At 60.2% G+C, this 14,652-nt stretch carries 10 protein-coding genes and 1 pseudogene; 6 read left to right on the top strand and 5 right to left on the bottom strand.

All coding sequences use genetic code 11. From position 1 onward, the window contains the following. Positions 1–53: 53 nt before the first annotated feature. The gene (locus FIV39_RS20775) at positions 54–440 is read right to left on the bottom strand and encodes a TIGR03067 domain-containing protein (RefSeq protein WP_090404815.1); all 387 of its coding nucleotides are present in this window, start codon (positions 438–440) and stop codon (positions 54–56) included. Positions 441–800: 360 nt separating this feature from the next. Here FIV39_RS20775 and FIV39_RS20770 point away from each other — a divergent pair. Together FIV39_RS20770 and lpxO are read left to right on the top strand one after the other, a co-directional pair. Further along, positions 801–2,118, top strand: a pseudogene (locus FIV39_RS20770) (Wzz/FepE/Etk N-terminal domain-containing protein). A 263-nt stretch (positions 2,119–2,381) separates the two neighbouring features. Beyond that, the gene (gene lpxO, locus FIV39_RS20765) at positions 2,382–3,281 is read left to right on the top strand and encodes a lipid A hydroxylase LpxO (protein ID WP_090404811.1); all 900 of its coding nucleotides are present in this window, start codon (positions 2,382–2,384) and stop codon (positions 3,279–3,281) included. Between the two features lie 19 nt (positions 3,282–3,300). Here lpxO and ligD read toward each other — a convergent pair whose 3' ends face one another. Both ligD and ku read right to left on the bottom strand, forming a co-directional pair. Beyond that, positions 3,301–5,763 (bottom strand): DNA ligase D, encoded by a 2,463-nt coding sequence (gene ligD / locus FIV39_RS20760; protein WP_090404808.1) that lies wholly within the window; start codon positions 5,761–5,763, stop codon positions 3,301–3,303. Positions 5,764–5,787: 24 nt separating this feature from the next. Beyond that, positions 5,788–6,615: a non-homologous end joining protein Ku gene (gene ku, locus FIV39_RS20755; protein ID WP_090404806.1), complete on the bottom strand. Its 828-nt coding sequence runs from the start codon at positions 6,613–6,615 to the stop codon at positions 5,788–5,790. A gap of 184 nt (positions 6,616–6,799) precedes the next feature. Here ku and FIV39_RS20750 point away from each other — a divergent pair, with 184 nt between their 5' ends. Together FIV39_RS20750 and FIV39_RS20745 are read left to right on the top strand one after the other, a co-directional pair. After that, entirely contained in the window at positions 6,800–7,114 is a 315-nt protein-coding gene (locus tag FIV39_RS20750) for a hypothetical protein (protein ID WP_090404803.1), read from the top strand. Positions 7,115–7,125: 11 nt separating this feature from the next. After that, on the top strand, positions 7,126–8,274 hold the full coding sequence (locus FIV39_RS20745; RefSeq protein ID WP_090404800.1) for a PQQ-dependent sugar dehydrogenase: 1,149 nt from the start codon (positions 7,126–7,128) through the stop codon (positions 8,272–8,274). 43 nt (positions 8,275–8,317) lie between these two features. Here FIV39_RS20745 and FIV39_RS20740 read toward each other — a convergent pair whose 3' ends face one another. After that, the gene (locus FIV39_RS20740) at positions 8,318–8,797 is read right to left on the bottom strand and encodes a nuclear transport factor 2 family protein (protein WP_090404796.1); all 480 of its coding nucleotides are present in this window, start codon (positions 8,795–8,797) and stop codon (positions 8,318–8,320) included. Between the two features lie 41 nt (positions 8,798–8,838). Next, positions 8,839–9,402 (bottom strand): TetR/AcrR family transcriptional regulator, encoded by a 564-nt coding sequence (locus FIV39_RS20735; protein WP_090404793.1) that lies wholly within the window; start codon positions 9,400–9,402, stop codon positions 8,839–8,841. Positions 9,403–9,525: 123 nt separating this feature from the next. On the opposite strand from FIV39_RS20735, the gene pssA reads away from it, so the two are divergent. Both pssA and FIV39_RS20725 read left to right on the top strand, forming a co-directional pair. Then, positions 9,526–10,869: a CDP-diacylglycerol--serine O-phosphatidyltransferase gene (gene pssA / locus FIV39_RS20730; protein WP_090404790.1), complete on the top strand. Its 1,344-nt coding sequence runs from the start codon at positions 9,526–9,528 to the stop codon at positions 10,867–10,869. A gap of 150 nt (positions 10,870–11,019) precedes the next feature. After that, positions 11,020–14,616 carry a hypothetical protein gene (locus FIV39_RS20725; protein WP_143513879.1) on the top strand — a complete coding sequence of 1,199 codons (3,597 nt, stop codon included), beginning with the start codon at positions 11,020–11,022 and terminating at the stop codon, positions 14,614–14,616. Positions 14,617–14,652: the final 36 nt, after the last annotated feature.

Below are 14,652 nucleotides of genomic sequence, written 5' to 3'. Positions count from 1 at the left end.
CTGAAAGTGAAGGCCTTGTGAAAACGCTGTCGCAGGTCCGGATGGCGTACGGCTCAGGAGCGCCGTATGAAACTGCGCATGGTCTGGCCTGCCCCCGTCTTGAATGACATGGGCCTGGGCATACCTTCATCCGCCGCAATGAACACAAATGTATCCCCTTCGAGGCGATAGCTGGCAGGCAAGTGTTTGCCGGCGTCATCGCCGATGGCGTCCACCCAGGTAATGCTCTTGGGAACGGTAGTGCCGTCGAGGAAAAACCGGCCCTCCAGCAACACCTCGCCACTGACGGTCTTCACCTCGAAACGGTCGCCGGCAATCGTGGTAATTGCCCCCGGAGCGCTGTGCGCATCGACGGGGTTGAGTACGCCACTGTCCTCCAGTGACGTTTGTTCCCAGGCACCTTGGAGCGCTTGAAAGTCCGGATCTGAAATGGATGACATACAAAATCCTTTTTGCTGAAGGGTTAATTGCCGATCGTTACGAACTATGCGGCGTTTTTATCATCTGAAGTGAAACCGCGTGTAGGAACTATCCTATTTTTTGGTTTTTTTGTAATTTTTCCTTTAACGACAGGTGATTAGCGTTACTTTGCCTGCCCGCCGGGTAACGTCTCGTAACAGATCGTCTATGCTCGTGGCGTCTATCAGATAAGACACCCGTGTAACTGAAATGAAACCTATCGCTGCTTAGGTGTGAGGATTCATTCAATCGGGTGGTCGACGTTGCCCCCTGTTTATTCAGTTGTTATTCAGGGCTGTGTTTTTGGACGCTGGATTTCAACTCATCAGGGTGTACGAACTTTGAACAACACTCCCCAGCTTCAACAACATTTGCCATCGGATGAAATTGATCTCTTTGAACTGTTTCACGCGATATGGAAGCAAAAAAAACTGGTCATCGGTTGCACGATCCTGGCAGGCCTTCTGGGAGTAGGTTACGCATTTTTTTGCACCCAGGGTTTACCAGGTCAGCAGTGTGCTGCGGCCAGCGGCGATCAACGAGCTGGATGCCCTCAATCGTTCCGAGGTCTACAAGTTGCCGCCGGCCGAAGCGTTGGCCAAGGTCGGCGCACAACTGGACTCCTATGAGGCCCGGCTGGGCTTTTTCAGGGCCAACCCCGCATTGTTCGAAGCCTTCCAGCGCCCGGGGCAAAGCCTGGAGCAGAGCTTTGAAGCATTTAACCGCAATGCCATCAACCTGGTGATGCCTGATTCGAAGAAGTCCGACGGAGTCAGTTCTTACCTTCGCCTGGAAATGCAGTACCCCAAGGGGATTGATGGCGCGGCCATTCTCAACGGATTCGTCGACTACGCCATTGCGCAGGAACGCAACCAGGTAGGGGCCGACCTCAAGGTGATCGTCAATAACCGCCTCAACGAGCTCAAGGGTAAGATCGATGCGGCGCGCGCCAACTACGAGACGGGCAAGGCGTCGAAAATAGCCATGTTGCTGGAGGCCGATAAAGTCAAACGCGCGCGTTTGCAGGATGAACTCACGGGTTTGCGCTTGCAGATGAAGATGGAGCGCGCCAGCCGCCTGTCAGAACTGGCAGAGGCGATCTCGATTGCCAAGTCCGTTGGCATCAAGAACCCCACCACCCCCTCATTCATGGGCGGGGACGCGCAGAATGATTCGAGCCAGATGATGCGCACCGTGGTGACTAATCAGAAGACGCCTTTGTACTTCATGGGTACCCAAGTGCTGGAGGCGGAGCGGGCAGCGCTGCAACAGCGCACCAGCGACGACTTCACCAACAGCAGGGTGGCCGAAATCTCCAAGGAACTGCGCATGCTCGACGCTAACCGTGAAGTCGAGGTTCTCAGCAGCCGTAAAAATGAAGATCTGTTCCTGACGGACGTTGAACCGCTGTGGGCAGAAGAGGCGCGGCTGCGCGGCCTGAATATCGACATGAGTGCGCTGAAACTGGTCACTGTGGATCGTCAGGCACAGGAGCCGCTGAGCCCGATAAAGCCAAGGGTGGGCATTATCATCGCACTGAGCGTAGTAGCCGGGCTGATGCTGGGAATGCTCGTGGCATTGATTCGGCATTTCATGCAGTTACGGCGTGCAATCGGGCCGTTTTCGGTATTCGACGAGCGCCGGTTGCCGCGTCAATAGGTCGGGCGACTACCTGGCGGGCCGTTGCGCGGCCTGCCCGTCGAGGTAGTCGACCAGCACATTCAGTAGACAGGTTTTCACAATTCTTGGTTAACTTTTGGTTACTAACTGTGGCTAAATAACTGCCACGGACTGCGTACCGGGTACTCACTCAGCCGGTCGTGCCAATTGTGTGAATTGTGATTTCAGATGCTGCTATCTATCCTCGGCCGTTGTGGGCGCGCAGGAGCAGCCTGTTTTCTTCTGACATGTGACGAACCCCCTTGAAACTCATCATTGTTGTTCTCTACGTTGCCTCCATTGCGTATGTACACCTGCGTGGTCGGGTGCGACACACGCTGGGCCGACAACTCAGTGATCATTCGACCTTCCTGGCCCCGATCAACTGCTTGCTTTACCTGTGCTCCAAGCTACCCGGCCGTCCCTACCTGTCACCCAGCGATTTTCCCGATTTGAGCCCGCTGCAAGCGCATTGGAAGGAGATTCGCGAGGAGGGCCTGAACCTGATGCGCGCCGGTGAAATCAAGCGTTCCGACCAGTACAACGATGTGGGCTTCAACTCGTTCTTCAAGTCAGGCTGGAAGCGCTTTTACCTGAAATGGTACGGCGAAAGCCACCCATCGGCGATGAAACTGTGCCCGCGTACCACTGAGCTGTTGCAGAGCATTGGCTCGATCAAGGCGGCGATGTTCGCCGAGTTGCCACCGGGCTCCAAGCTGGTGCGCCACCGTGACCCCTATGCCGGTTCGTACCGTTATCACTTGGGGCTGGTTACCCCGAATGATCCGGGCTGCTATATCAATGTGGATGGCGAGCACTATTACTGGCGTGACGGTGAGCCGGTGATGTTCGATGAGACCTACATCCACTATGCCGAAAACACCACGCAGCAGAACCGTATCATTCTGTTCTGCGATATTGAGCGACCGATGAAATACCGCTGGGCCGCCGCGTTCAACCGTTGGTTCAGCCGCAATGTAATGGCTGCTGCGGGCTCGCCCAACGATGCTGGCGACAAGACCGGTGGGCTCAACCGTGCCTTTAACCGGCTGTACAAGATTCGCTTGCGTGGCAAAGCGTTGAAAAAACGCAATCGCACGCGCTACTACCTGGAAAAATGGGCGATTTTCGCCGCGTTGGCGCTGATCTTCGTGCTCATCTGAAACCCGGCGGGGGCGCCATTCACTGGGGTGGATGGGCGCCCAGCTTGTCCCACATCTTCTTGCTGATCTTCTGCCGATGGGCATAGCCCGCCCACGGATCTTCCTTCAACCCCTGCAACCGCTGGTGCAGATTAGCCACCGTCCACTGCCGGGCGCCGCGCAACCCCTTCAACTCCTCGCGACTGACCGGCACCGACACCGGCAGCCCTGGGCGTGCCCGCACCGAATAGGCGGCTACCGTACTGGCGCCGCGTGCATTGCGCAGGTAGTCGATAAAGATCTTGCCCACACGGTTTTTCGGCCCGGAGGTGGCGGTAAAACGCTCCGGTAGTTGCGCGGTCATGAACTGGGCAATGGCCTTGGCAAAGGCTTTCACGCTGTCCCAACCATCCCGGCGCGCCAGCGGTATGACCAGGTGCAAGCCTTTGCCGCCGCTGGTCTTGACGAAAGCGTCGAGTCCCAGCTCGTCCAGTACCGACAAGGTGAGTTGCGCGGCTTCCAGCATGCTTTTCCAGGGCAGCGCCGGGTCCGGGTCGAGGTCGAGCACAAACAGGTCCGGGGTTTCGATCTTGTCCGAGGTGGCGCCCCAGGTATGCAACTCAACGGTGCCCATTTGGACGGCGCCGATCAGCGCCTCGACGCTGTTGATCTCCATCAGGCGCGCGTGGCCTGGGTCCAGCGTTGCGTTCAGGTGCTTGATGCCTGGAATCGCCAGGCGCTCCGAGTGTTTCTGGAAGAACTGCTCGCCCTTGATACCTTCCGGGGCCCTGAGCAGGGACACGGGGCGATGGCGCAGGAAGGGCAGGATCCATTCGCTGATGCCTTCGTAGAACTGCGCCAATTGCTGTTTTTGCGTGCCGCTTTGCGGGTCAATCACCCGCTCGGGATGCGTGATGTTCAGCGTGCCCTTGGCGTTCGGTGTTTTTACGGACTCAGCCTCGCGCGGCCGCTCGTGCACGATTTGCGCAGCGGGCTTGTCGCTGCGCAAGCCCACAAAGGCCGCTTGGCGGACCAAGCCTTCGCGGGTCCACTGCGCAAATTGCACCTCGGCGACCAGCGTTGGCTCGACCCAATGCACGCCTCGCGCCTGGGCACTGGTCAGGGTGTGGTGCAAGGGCGAAGTCTTGCGCGCCAACGGTTTGAGTTGCTCATGGATAGCCTTCAGCGCGGCCTGGTCAAAACCGGTGCCCACGCGACCGGCGTACCTCAGCCCCGTATCGTCATTCACCGCCAGCAGCAATGCGCCAAAACCTGTGCGTGAACCCTCGGGGCGGGTATGACCGACAATCACGAACTCCTGGCGCAGGCGGCACTTGAGCTTGATCCAGTCGGTATTTCGCGTGGAGGTGTACGGACTGCCGATGCGTTTGCCTATCACACCCTCCAGGGCCAGGTTGCAGGCACTCTGTAAAATGTCCTGATGAGGGGCGGTGAAGGCTTCGGAAAACCGCAGCAGCTTGCTTTTGCTGCCGGACAGCGCGGCCTTGAGTGCCGCGCGGCGCGCTTCGAGAGGCACTGTGCGCTGGTCCTGGCCGTCGAGGAACGGCGCGTCAAACAGGTAGTAGACGATGTCCAGACTGCGCCCGCTGTCAAAGGCATTTTGCAGGGCCTGGAAATCCGGTAACCCGTCACTGTCGAGGCTGACCACTTCGCCATCGAGCCAGCTGTCCCTGAGCTTGAGGGCTTGCAGGGCCTTGACTTGGCGAGGCAGACGCTCGGTCCAGTCATGGCCGTTACGGGTAAACAGCCGGACCTCGCCCTCGCGAATGCGCGCCAGCATTCGGTAGCCATCGAACTTGATTTCATACTGCCACTCGCCTTCGGGCGCGCGGTCTACCAGGGTTGCCAGTTGCGGGGTGAATTGCGTCGGGACGGTGGTGGCAGCCTTGCTGGCTTTTGCCTTGGGCTTGGGTTGGTCGATGGAGGCATCGCTAAGCACGCTTTTCGGCTTGGCCTGAACGATGTCGTAGTCGACTGCGGGGCGGGCTTGTGGGTCGTTTTCCTTGATCAGCAACCATTGTTCCTTGTCACCGCTGCCTTTCAACCGTGTGCGTACCAGCGCCCAATCCCCCGCAAGTTTTTCGCCCACCAACGTAAATTTGAGCTTGCCGGCGGCGTAGGCCTTGCGCGGGTCATCATGGGGTTGCCATACGCCACGGTCCCAAACGATCACCTTCCCGGCGCCGTATTGGCCGGCCGGGATGTTGCCTTCGAAACTGCCGTAGCCCAGTGGGTGGTCCTCCACATGCACGGCCAGGCGCTTTTGGCTGGGGTCCAGGCTTGGGCCCTTGGGCACGGCCCAGCTTTTGAGCACACCATCGAGCTCCAGCCGAAAGTCATAGTGCAGGTTACGTGCAGCGTGCTTCTGGATCACGAACGACAGCGCCGACGCCTTGCGTTTACCTGCGGGCGCGGCGCCGGAAGGTTCTGCGGTAATCTCGAAATCGCGCTTGCGGTTGTATTCACTCAGGGGCTTTGCCATGGGGTTCTCCTGATGATGGCAGGCTCAAGAGGCCTTTTTCTTCGCGGTTTTTTTTGCCGCCGGCTTGCCGGCCAGGCTGCGCTTGAGCAGTTCGGTCAGGTCGATGACGTCGGCCGATTTGCGCTCTTCGCTGCCTTCCTGGGATTCCACGTCTTCGATCTTGCCGGCCTTGGCCTTCTTCGCCACCAGCGCCATGATTTTTTCCTGGAAACTGTCGCGATAGTCCTCGGGCTGCCAGTCGGCGCTCATGTCTTCCACCAGGCACTTGGCCATGTCCAGTTCACCCTTGGCCAGGCTGGGTTTGGTCACGTCGCTGGGCAGTTCCAGTTCATCCAGGCTGCGCACCTCGGCCGGCCAGCGCAGCATCACCAGCACCAGCGCCGACTCCAGGGGCATCAGCGCCGCCAGGTGCTGCTTGGTGTGCAGCACCACGTTGGCCAGGGCGACCTTGCGGGTCTTCCTGAGGGTTTCCCGTAGCAGCGCGTACACCTTACCGCCGCGTTTGTCCGGGGCCAGGAAGTAGGGCGTGTCGATGTTCTGCAGCGGGATCTGGTCACCGGCGACAAAGGCAATGATTTCGATGGTCTGGGTGGACTTGGGGTGGGCCGAGCGGATCTCCTCTTCACTGAGCACCACATAACGACCTTTCTCAAACGCTACACCCTTGACGATGTTGTCCTTGGTGACCTCCTTGCCGGTGGTCTTGTTGACGCGCTTGTAGCCCACCGGGTCCATGCTGCGCTTGTCCAGCCAGTCGAAATCCACGCCCTGGGCGGACGTGGCCGAGACCAGCGATACCGGAATATGAACCAGGCCGAAACTGATGGCGCCTTTCCAGATTGCCCGTGGCATACGTGCGATTCCTTAACAAGAGGCTGTGTTCGGGTGACTCGAAGGGGGCGCGAAAAGTTTCCCTGGGCAGATGCGCGGACAGATCGTGTTACACCTGATCAGAAAGTATTTAGTTACGAAAGCCGAACCCCGGGCGTAGCGTGTTATCGAAAGCACGTACTCCTCGCCCCAGAGAGGCTTTGTCATGATCACCCGTGTGCATCATCTTGCAGCGTTGGCGTTTGGCTTGGCACTAGCAGCCACAGCCCAGGCACAGAACCTGCCTGGCAACAACAACGCCAACAACGGCCCCATCCACCGGGCCAACCCCAACAGCATGCAGGGCACCCAGCCCACGGCGCCGGCGATTCGCGGTATCCAGACCGGTCCCACCACGCGCACGCCGACCCTGGAAAACGGTGGCATCGGTAACCGCTATCCCCAGCGCGAAGCCGCTCCCAGCCGCCCGGCCACCGACACCAAAGCCCCCACTTATGATGCCAACGGCAATCGCCGGTAAGGACTTGTCTTATGTTTCTACGCAAAACCCTGTTAGCCGTTATATGCGCAACCACTCTGACGACGGTTTACGCAGCCGATGCCCAGCAGTTCCCCAGCGAACAAGGCAGCATCACCGCCACCCCGATTGCCAAAGGCCTGGACCACCCGTGGGCGGTGGCTTTTCTGCCGGACCAGCAGGGCTTCCTCGTCACCGAGCGCCCCGGTCGCCTGCGCGTGGTCAGCCCGGATGGCAAACTCTCGGCGCCGTTGAGCGGTGTACCCGAGGTCTGGGCCAAGGGGCAGGGCGGTTTGCTGGATGTGGTGCTGTCGCCCGACTTCAAACAGGACCGCATGGTCTACCTGTCCTACGCCGAAGGCGGCGGCAAAGGCGGCACGGCCGGGACTGTGGTGGGCCGTGGGCGGCTGGCGGCGGACCTCAGCGGGCTGACCGATTTCAAGGTAATCCTGCGCCAGGAACCGAAGCTGTCCACCGGCAATCACTTCGGCTCGCGCCTGGCCTTCGACCGCGATGGCTACCTGTTCGTGACCTTGGGCGAAAATAACGACCGACCCACCGCCCAGGACTTGGACAAGTTGCAAGGCAAGGTCGTACGAATCTTCCCGGATGGCCGTGTGCCCGATGACAACCCCTTTGTAGGCCAGCAGGGTGTACGCCCCGAAATCTGGTCCTACGGCCAGCGTAACCCACAGGGCCTGGCGCTGAACCCCTGGAGCGGCACGATCTGGGAAAACGAGCACGGGCCCCGTGGTGGTGACGAGATCAATATCATCGAACGTGGCAAAAACTACGGTTGGCCATTGGCGACCCACGGCATCAACTATTCCCTGACGCCGATTCCAGAGGCCAAGGGCAAGACCGTAGAGGGCACTGTGGCGCCCCATCATGTGTGGGAAAAATCACCGGGCATCAGTGGCATGGCGTTTTATGACGGTGACCGGTTCAAGGCGTGGCAACACAACGTATTCATCGGTGCGCTGGCCAGCCAGGAACTGATTCGCTTGCAGTTCGACGGCGACAAGGTGATCCATGAAGAGCGTTTGCTGGGTGGGTTGAAGGCGCGTATCCGCGATGTGCGCCAGGGCCCGGATGGCTATCTGTATGTGCTGACGGATGAGGATGATGGCGTGTTGTATCGGGTCGGGCTGAATCAGGATTAAGCGATAAGCCGCAAGCTTGAAGCTTCAAGCTTGCGGCTTCAAGCTACAGCCCCAGCTCCGACAGCCCCGGATGCTCATCCGGGCGTCGACCCAGCGGCCAGTGGAACTTGCGCTCGCTTTCCTTGATCGGCAGGTCATTGATGCAGGCAAAACGCTTGGCCATCAGGCCGTTCTCGTCGAACTCCCAGTTTTCATTGCCATAAGAGCGGAACCAGTTGCCGGAGTCGTCGTGCCATTCGTAGGCATAACGCACGGCGATGCGGTTATCGGTGAAGGCCCACAACTCCTTGATCAGCCGGTAATCCAGTTCCCTGGCCCATTTGCGGGTAAGAAAGCCCTTGGCCTCCTCGCGGTTATGGGCGAATTCGGCGCGGTTGCGCCACTGTGTGTCCACGGTGTAGGCCAGGGATACCCGTTGTGGGTCACGGCCGTTCCAGCCGTCTTCGGCCAGGCGGACTTTCTCGATGGCCGACTCACGGGTAAACGGCGGCAGCGGTGGACGTGTTTGCGGGGAGGATGGCATTTCAGGGCTCCTGTTAAGACAAAGTTGCTCGGCCGGTGTATTCAAAGCCCCAATAACGTTCGCGCCATGCATTGCGCATTATCAGCAGCCGTTGAATCACCCATGACCAGGGCAACGGTAATGGCGCCATCGATCAGGATCAGCAGGTGCGCGGCCTGCCGTTCGGGGTCGGGGGTGCCATGGGCTTGACACAGTTCGAGGGCATACTCGAACAGTTTCTGTTTATGTGCCTTGGCCAGCAGGCGTACCGGGTCGTGCGGATCGCCGGTTTCACCGCTGGTGTTGATAAAGGCGCAGCCGCGAAAATCCGCCGAGCCGAACCAGGTCCTGAGTGCGTCGAACAGCGCGAGCAAGCGGTCGCCGCTGCCATCGACGCGTTCCACTTCACCGCGCAGCCATTGCATCCAGCGCGCATCGCGGCGCTGCAGGGCGGCGATCACCAGTTCATCTTTATTGGCGAAGTAACGGTAAATACTTTTTCGCGACACGCCGGCGGTTTTCACCAGAAAGTCCATGCCGGTGGCGGCGATGCCGTGGCGATAGATCAACTTCTCGGTGACGTCGAGGATAATGTCGCGGGTTTCATTGCCAGGGATATCGTTCATGCCGCCTAAAGTAGAACGATCATTCTCCTTGGTCAACAAACTTTTCCGCGCCAGGTAACGAGACCTGAGCAAGCCCATGGTGTAAGCTTCGGGCCTCTTCGGATTCGACCCATTGCGAGCCCTATGCCGTCGTTCTTCAAACGCTCCCTGTTGCCCAAACTGCGTGGCTTCCCCCTCACTCCCGACGCCCTCGACGTGTTGTCCGGTGCTGATGCGTATCGCCGTTGCCTGCTGGAAAAAATCTCCCAGGCCACCCGGCGCATCTACATCGTTGCGCTGTACTTGCAGCAGGACGAAGCAGGGCAGGAGATCTATGCCGCCCTGCACGCCGCCAAGGCCGCACGACCGGAACTGGACATCGTGGTGGTGGTCGACTGGCTGCGCGCCCAGCGCGGCTTGATCGGCGCCGGCAAGCAACCGGGCAACAGCGCCTGGTACCAAGCCATGACGCAGAGCCATGCCAGCGAAGTGCCGGTGTATGGCGTACCGGTGCAAACCCGCGAGCTGTTCGGCGTGCTGCACCTGAAGGGCTTCGTGATTGATGACAGCGTGCTGTACAGCGGTGCCAGCCTGAATAACGTGTACCTGCACAAGTTCGACAAATACCGCTTCGACCGTTACCACCTGATCCACAGCAAAGCCCTGGCCGATTCGATGCAGCACCTGGTGGAGCACGGCCTGATTGCCTCCAAGGCGGTCAATCGCCTGGACTTGCCCAACCCACCGACCACGCGCAGCTTGCGCAACGATATCGGCGACTTGCGCAGCCGCCTGAAACACGCGGCCTATGACACCACGACGGGGCAGTTGCCCAACGGCAACCTGTCGGTCAGCCCATTGCTCGGGGTGGGCAAGAACAACCCGTTGAACCGCGTAATCCTGGAACTGATCGCCAGTGCCCAGCAGCAACTGACCATCTGCACGCCGTACTTCAACCTGCCGTTGCCGGTGACCCGTGAAATCAACCGTGCCCTGGCGCGCGGGGTAAAGATCGACATCATTGTCGGCGACAAGACCGCCAACGACTTCTACATCCCGCCCAGCGAGCCGTTCAAGGTCATCGCGGCACTGCCGTACCTGTACGAAATCAGCCTGCGTCGTTTTGCCAAGCGCCATCAGTCGATGATCGACAGCGGCCAGTTGAACCTGCACCTGTGGCGCGACGGCGACAACACTTACCACCTCAAGGGCATGTGGGTCGACCAGCGCTACACCTTGCTCACCGGCAACAACCTCAACCCCCGGGCATTCCGCCTCGATCTGGAAAACGCCTTGTTGATCGACGATCCACAGGGCCAGTGGCTGGAGCCGCGGCGTACCGAGCTGGCGCAGATTTTCCAGCACACCACGCGGATCGACGGTTACGCGCAATTGCAGACCCTGGTGGACTACCCGCCCGCCGTCGGCAAGTTTCTGCGCCGGGTCAGCCGCGTGCGAATCGAGCGGCTGCTCTATCGGATCCTGTAGGTCGTCGCCTGTCATAAATCCGCGACACACCAGTCAAGGGAGTCGGATAAGGCTGACATTCAGGTTGGAATGACTGTTTATACATTGCCTCTCATCGTTCACGGATGGACGAAGCTGCCCTAAAGGGATCCATCCGAGAGAGAAATGAACATGTCGATGTCATTGTCGAGCACCCGCGCGCCCATCCCCTATGCCGCGCTGCATGCAAACAAACTACCCGCTACCAACATTCAAACCCCTGCCTCGCGTACACGGCGCGAGATTGCTGGCGATCCGCCCGCAGCAGGCTTGCCATGGACGCGATTACCGAATCGGGAGCGTGACCGTGTGCTTGCAGCCGAAGCCCAGTTGGCCGAACGCATTGCGGCCGCCGAAGACGAGGGTTACACCTTGGTCGAGGTGCCTCCCGACAGCCGCCTGGGGCCCGCAATGCGTCTGTACCAGCACCTGCTGAACCGGCCTTTGTTGCAACAGTGGATTGCCGGCCAGGGCCTGGAACCGGCGACCCTCACGGTGCACCGTGACCGTATCGAGGGCTACGTCAACCACAACGGTGTACGCAGCGCCGCCAGCTTCAGCCTGACCGACAACTCCGGCTGGAACGAGGTTTCGCGCACCCTGAGTCCGATCCGCGAGTTGCTCGACCCCGCCGACCAGGGCTTGCCGTTTGTCGAGCAGGGCAAGGGGCTGTGGCTGCCACATCAACGGGTTGCACAGGTCGATGTCAGTCGTCTTGAGTCGGTGTGGCAGGTGATTGGCGACCTGGAGGAGCGCTATTACCTGGCAGATCGTCTTGAAAAAGAGCTTGAGCCCTTGCCGGACAATGCGCGTACAGACTGGTCCACTCCCCCCACCGAGCTGTCACCCGCATCGCCGTTGCCGGCGCACAGCCAGGCTGCGATGGAGCGCTTGCAGCGGTTGGTCGCCCGCCCGGAGATGGTCAGCCTGCTGGCGCGCGAAGGATTCGACTGGCCGGGTAAACCCTTTCGGGTGTCCGAAGGCCGGCTTGAACGCCAAAGTCCGGTGGGCGGATGGGTAGACCTGAGCCGTTATGTGGAGGCAGTCGACACCCTGAACGATGAACTCACGGCGTTGACGACGCTCGCTGAGCCGCTGGGCAATGCCGTGTACTCAACGCCACGTTACGACATGCGCCAGCTTCTTGACTTCAAGGGCCTGGGCTCGCCGCGTACCGTCGCGCAAACGCGTAATGTCATTGACTGGCTGCGCACCTCCTTGCCGCCGGCACCGGTGCTGGGCGACTACGACGGGTTGATAAAACAAGATTGGGCGCCTGGCAGTTTAACCCCGGACGACAAAAACGCCGTGGCCGCGCTGGCTGGCATCCGGCTTGGCGGCGCTCACCCGCGATTGTTCGGCGCGCTGACAGGCTTCACGTTGCAGGCGATGCAAGCCGATCCCCAGGCTCATTTGGACAAACTGCTCGATAGCCTGGACGCCCTGGCATTCGGTGAGCATTTGGCCTACGCGCTACGCTGGCAGGGCGGCCAGGGTAATGCAGCGGTCCTCCCCAAGGCGCTGCGCCAACAGCTGGTGATCGCTGCGATCAAGCTGCATGTCAATCCGTCCATGCCTGACAAACCCGGCGAAATCGCCGGCTATTCGATCTACCAGCCGGCGAACATGGGGCGCAGCTTCAGCGAGGTGCGTCGTGATATCGAGCGTCACTTGCAGGAAAGCAAAGGCCTGGACCCCAAGCTGGCGGTGTTGGCTGCCCAGGTATGCCTGGCGCAGGCGGCGCCGGAACTGCTGGTGCGGGACGTGCCGGCTTCGGTGCACATCGGCACGCCTGCCTGGGTCGAGCTGCGTCTGGGCTGTGCATTGGCCGATCACAACACACCGGGTACATCACGGATGATGAGCGAGCAGCAGGTGACTGCCCTGACCACCTTGATGCCCACCAATGAAGGGCAGGCGACGTTGATGCAACTCAGTGCCCTGAAAATCATCGCCGACTGGGCTGTGCTGAACGGCGTCGTCAGGCAGCGCAGCGATGGCGAGTACTCCGCGTACGATATCCAGGATGCTGCGCGGGCGTTTTTCAAACAACGCCAAGAGGCCAGCAGCGCCTTTGCAAACGCCAGCCTGGAACTGCCGACGCGCAAGACGCTGGCCATCAAGGAACTGCTGCGCGCATTCCCGAATAGCACGCAGGCCGAACTCGAACGCATGACCGTGACCCTGGCCAGCGCCGAGGATCGCCGCAACCTGCCGGTGTCGGAGCCACGCTTTCGCTCGTTGGTCGAAACCTATATGACCGGCGACCTGACACCGGGCAAGTGGGTGTTCAGCGACGATATGCCCGTATTATCCCTGCCGGTGAAAACACCCTCTGAACGAACCCGTTCACCCGAAGTTTCCGCCGAGGCTCGCGACAGGCTGGACAAGCCTATTCGCTACCTTCCTGAGCTGGACGGCTTGTTGAAAACCGCTGTCAACCAACACCACAAAAATCTCCAGAGCGCCTATGCCACTAAGCTCAAGCTGATGTTCGCCCAATTACCGTTAGCCGACCGCCAGGCGCTTGAAGTGGGCAAGGTCGAACTCTTTACCTTGCGACTGGAGACCGGTGTCACCGAGGCCGAGGAAACCGACGAATACAGAGACGCGAAGCGCGCGCGCCAAGGTACCTTGATGCGCTTGGAGCATGCAAAGAAGGTCGTGTATTACGAAGTGTTTGCCAATGGCAGCCTCATTAGGCGTACGGATTTGCCCGAAGCGGTCAAGCTCAATGGCACCGCTCGCTGGGAGCAAGTTCTAGGTGACCGTGGCCCCGATTATTGTCTGGTGGTGCGTGGCGCGCAGATGGCCGTCGATTTCGACGCCTATGCCACCGGCTCCAACCCTCGGCCCAATGTGATTGAGCCGGCAGTGATCGTCGAACCCTTGGGCGCCGTGTTCTCCGCGCGCGAACTTCCCGGCAACCTTTCGCCGCAAACCTTCGTGCCGGACACCTACGGCTCGCGGAGAACCTCAAGCATTGCCGACAGGATCTCACAGGGTAATTTTTACGAACCGCTCGAAGCGATGCAGCAACGTGCCCGCGAGCCGTTGCCCCTGGAGGAGCGCCGCGAGGCCCGCGAGCGCACGCATGCCTTTCTGCTGGGCTTCGTGCCGTTCGTGGGCGCCTATCAGGAGTTCAAGCAAGGCAATATCGGCCAGGGCATGACCAACTTGATGGTGGATGCCGTAGGGGTGGCAATTGGGGCGGGCGGTCAGGCTCGCGGGCTGATCCGCTCGGCAAAGGCGTTGGTGGCCAATCCGGTGTCCAGGCTCGTCACGCGGTTCAAACCGTCCGCCGCCACATTGGCCTCGGCAAAATCCATGGCGACCTTCAGCGACTGCGCGTTTGACTTCATCAAGCGGTCCACCCTGTTCACCAACGCAGCGCTGAATCCGCTGGATGGTTTTCCGCAGTTGCTCAGTGCCGCGACCAAGGGCCTGGTAAAAGTACCTGCGCTGCTGGTCGGAGCGGGTACGAAATGGAGTAAGGCGGCGCCGCACCTGTTGACGGCGGAGGAGAAGTTGCGCACATACCTGCTGGCCTCTGCCGGCCAGGCAAGTGGCACGGACGCCCCGACTGTCTCGTCAACCGTGGCACGGGCAGGGCGTTATCAGGGGGTCGACGTTCAGGCGGTGCAATACAACCACCGTTGGTATTCGATTAACCCGCGCAGTGGCCAGGCGTACGGCACGCCACTGAGCGGGTTCTTGCCCAAGGACTAAGCGAACGACCTTTGGTACTGGGCGCGGGAGGTCGGG

Source organism: Pseudomonas grimontii (assembly GCF_007858185.1).
Taxonomy (GTDB): domain Bacteria; phylum Pseudomonadota; class Gammaproteobacteria; order Pseudomonadales; family Pseudomonadaceae; genus Aquipseudomonas; species Aquipseudomonas grimontii.
This window is presented reverse-complemented; position numbering and strand designations above follow the sequence as displayed.

Coding starts and splice junctions, on each gene's coding strand:
- FIV39_RS20750 (WP_090404803.1), top strand. CDS start 6,800: ATGATCACCCGTGTGCATCATCTTGCAGCGTTGGCGTTTGGCTTGGCA.
- FIV39_RS20740 (WP_090404796.1), bottom strand. CDS start 8,797: ATGCCATCCTCCCCGCAAACACGTCCACCGCTGCCGCCGTTTACCCGT.
- FIV39_RS20745 (WP_090404800.1), top strand. CDS start 7,126: ATGTTTCTACGCAAAACCCTGTTAGCCGTTATATGCGCAACCACTCTG.
- ligD (WP_090404808.1), bottom strand. CDS start 5,763: ATGGCAAAGCCCCTGAGTGAATACAACCGCAAGCGCGATTTCGAGATT.
- pssA (WP_090404790.1), top strand. CDS start 9,526: ATGCCGTCGTTCTTCAAACGCTCCCTGTTGCCCAAACTGCGTGGCTTC.
- ku (WP_090404806.1), bottom strand. CDS start 6,615: ATGCCACGGGCAATCTGGAAAGGCGCCATCAGTTTCGGCCTGGTTCAT.
- FIV39_RS20775 (WP_090404815.1), bottom strand. CDS start 440: ATGTCATCCATTTCAGATCCGGACTTTCAAGCGCTCCAAGGTGCCTGG.
- FIV39_RS20725 (WP_143513879.1), top strand. CDS start 11,020: ATGTCGATGTCATTGTCGAGCACCCGCGCGCCCATCCCCTATGCCGCG.
- FIV39_RS20735 (WP_090404793.1), bottom strand. CDS start 9,402: ATGAACGATATCCCTGGCAATGAAACCCGCGACATTATCCTCGACGTC.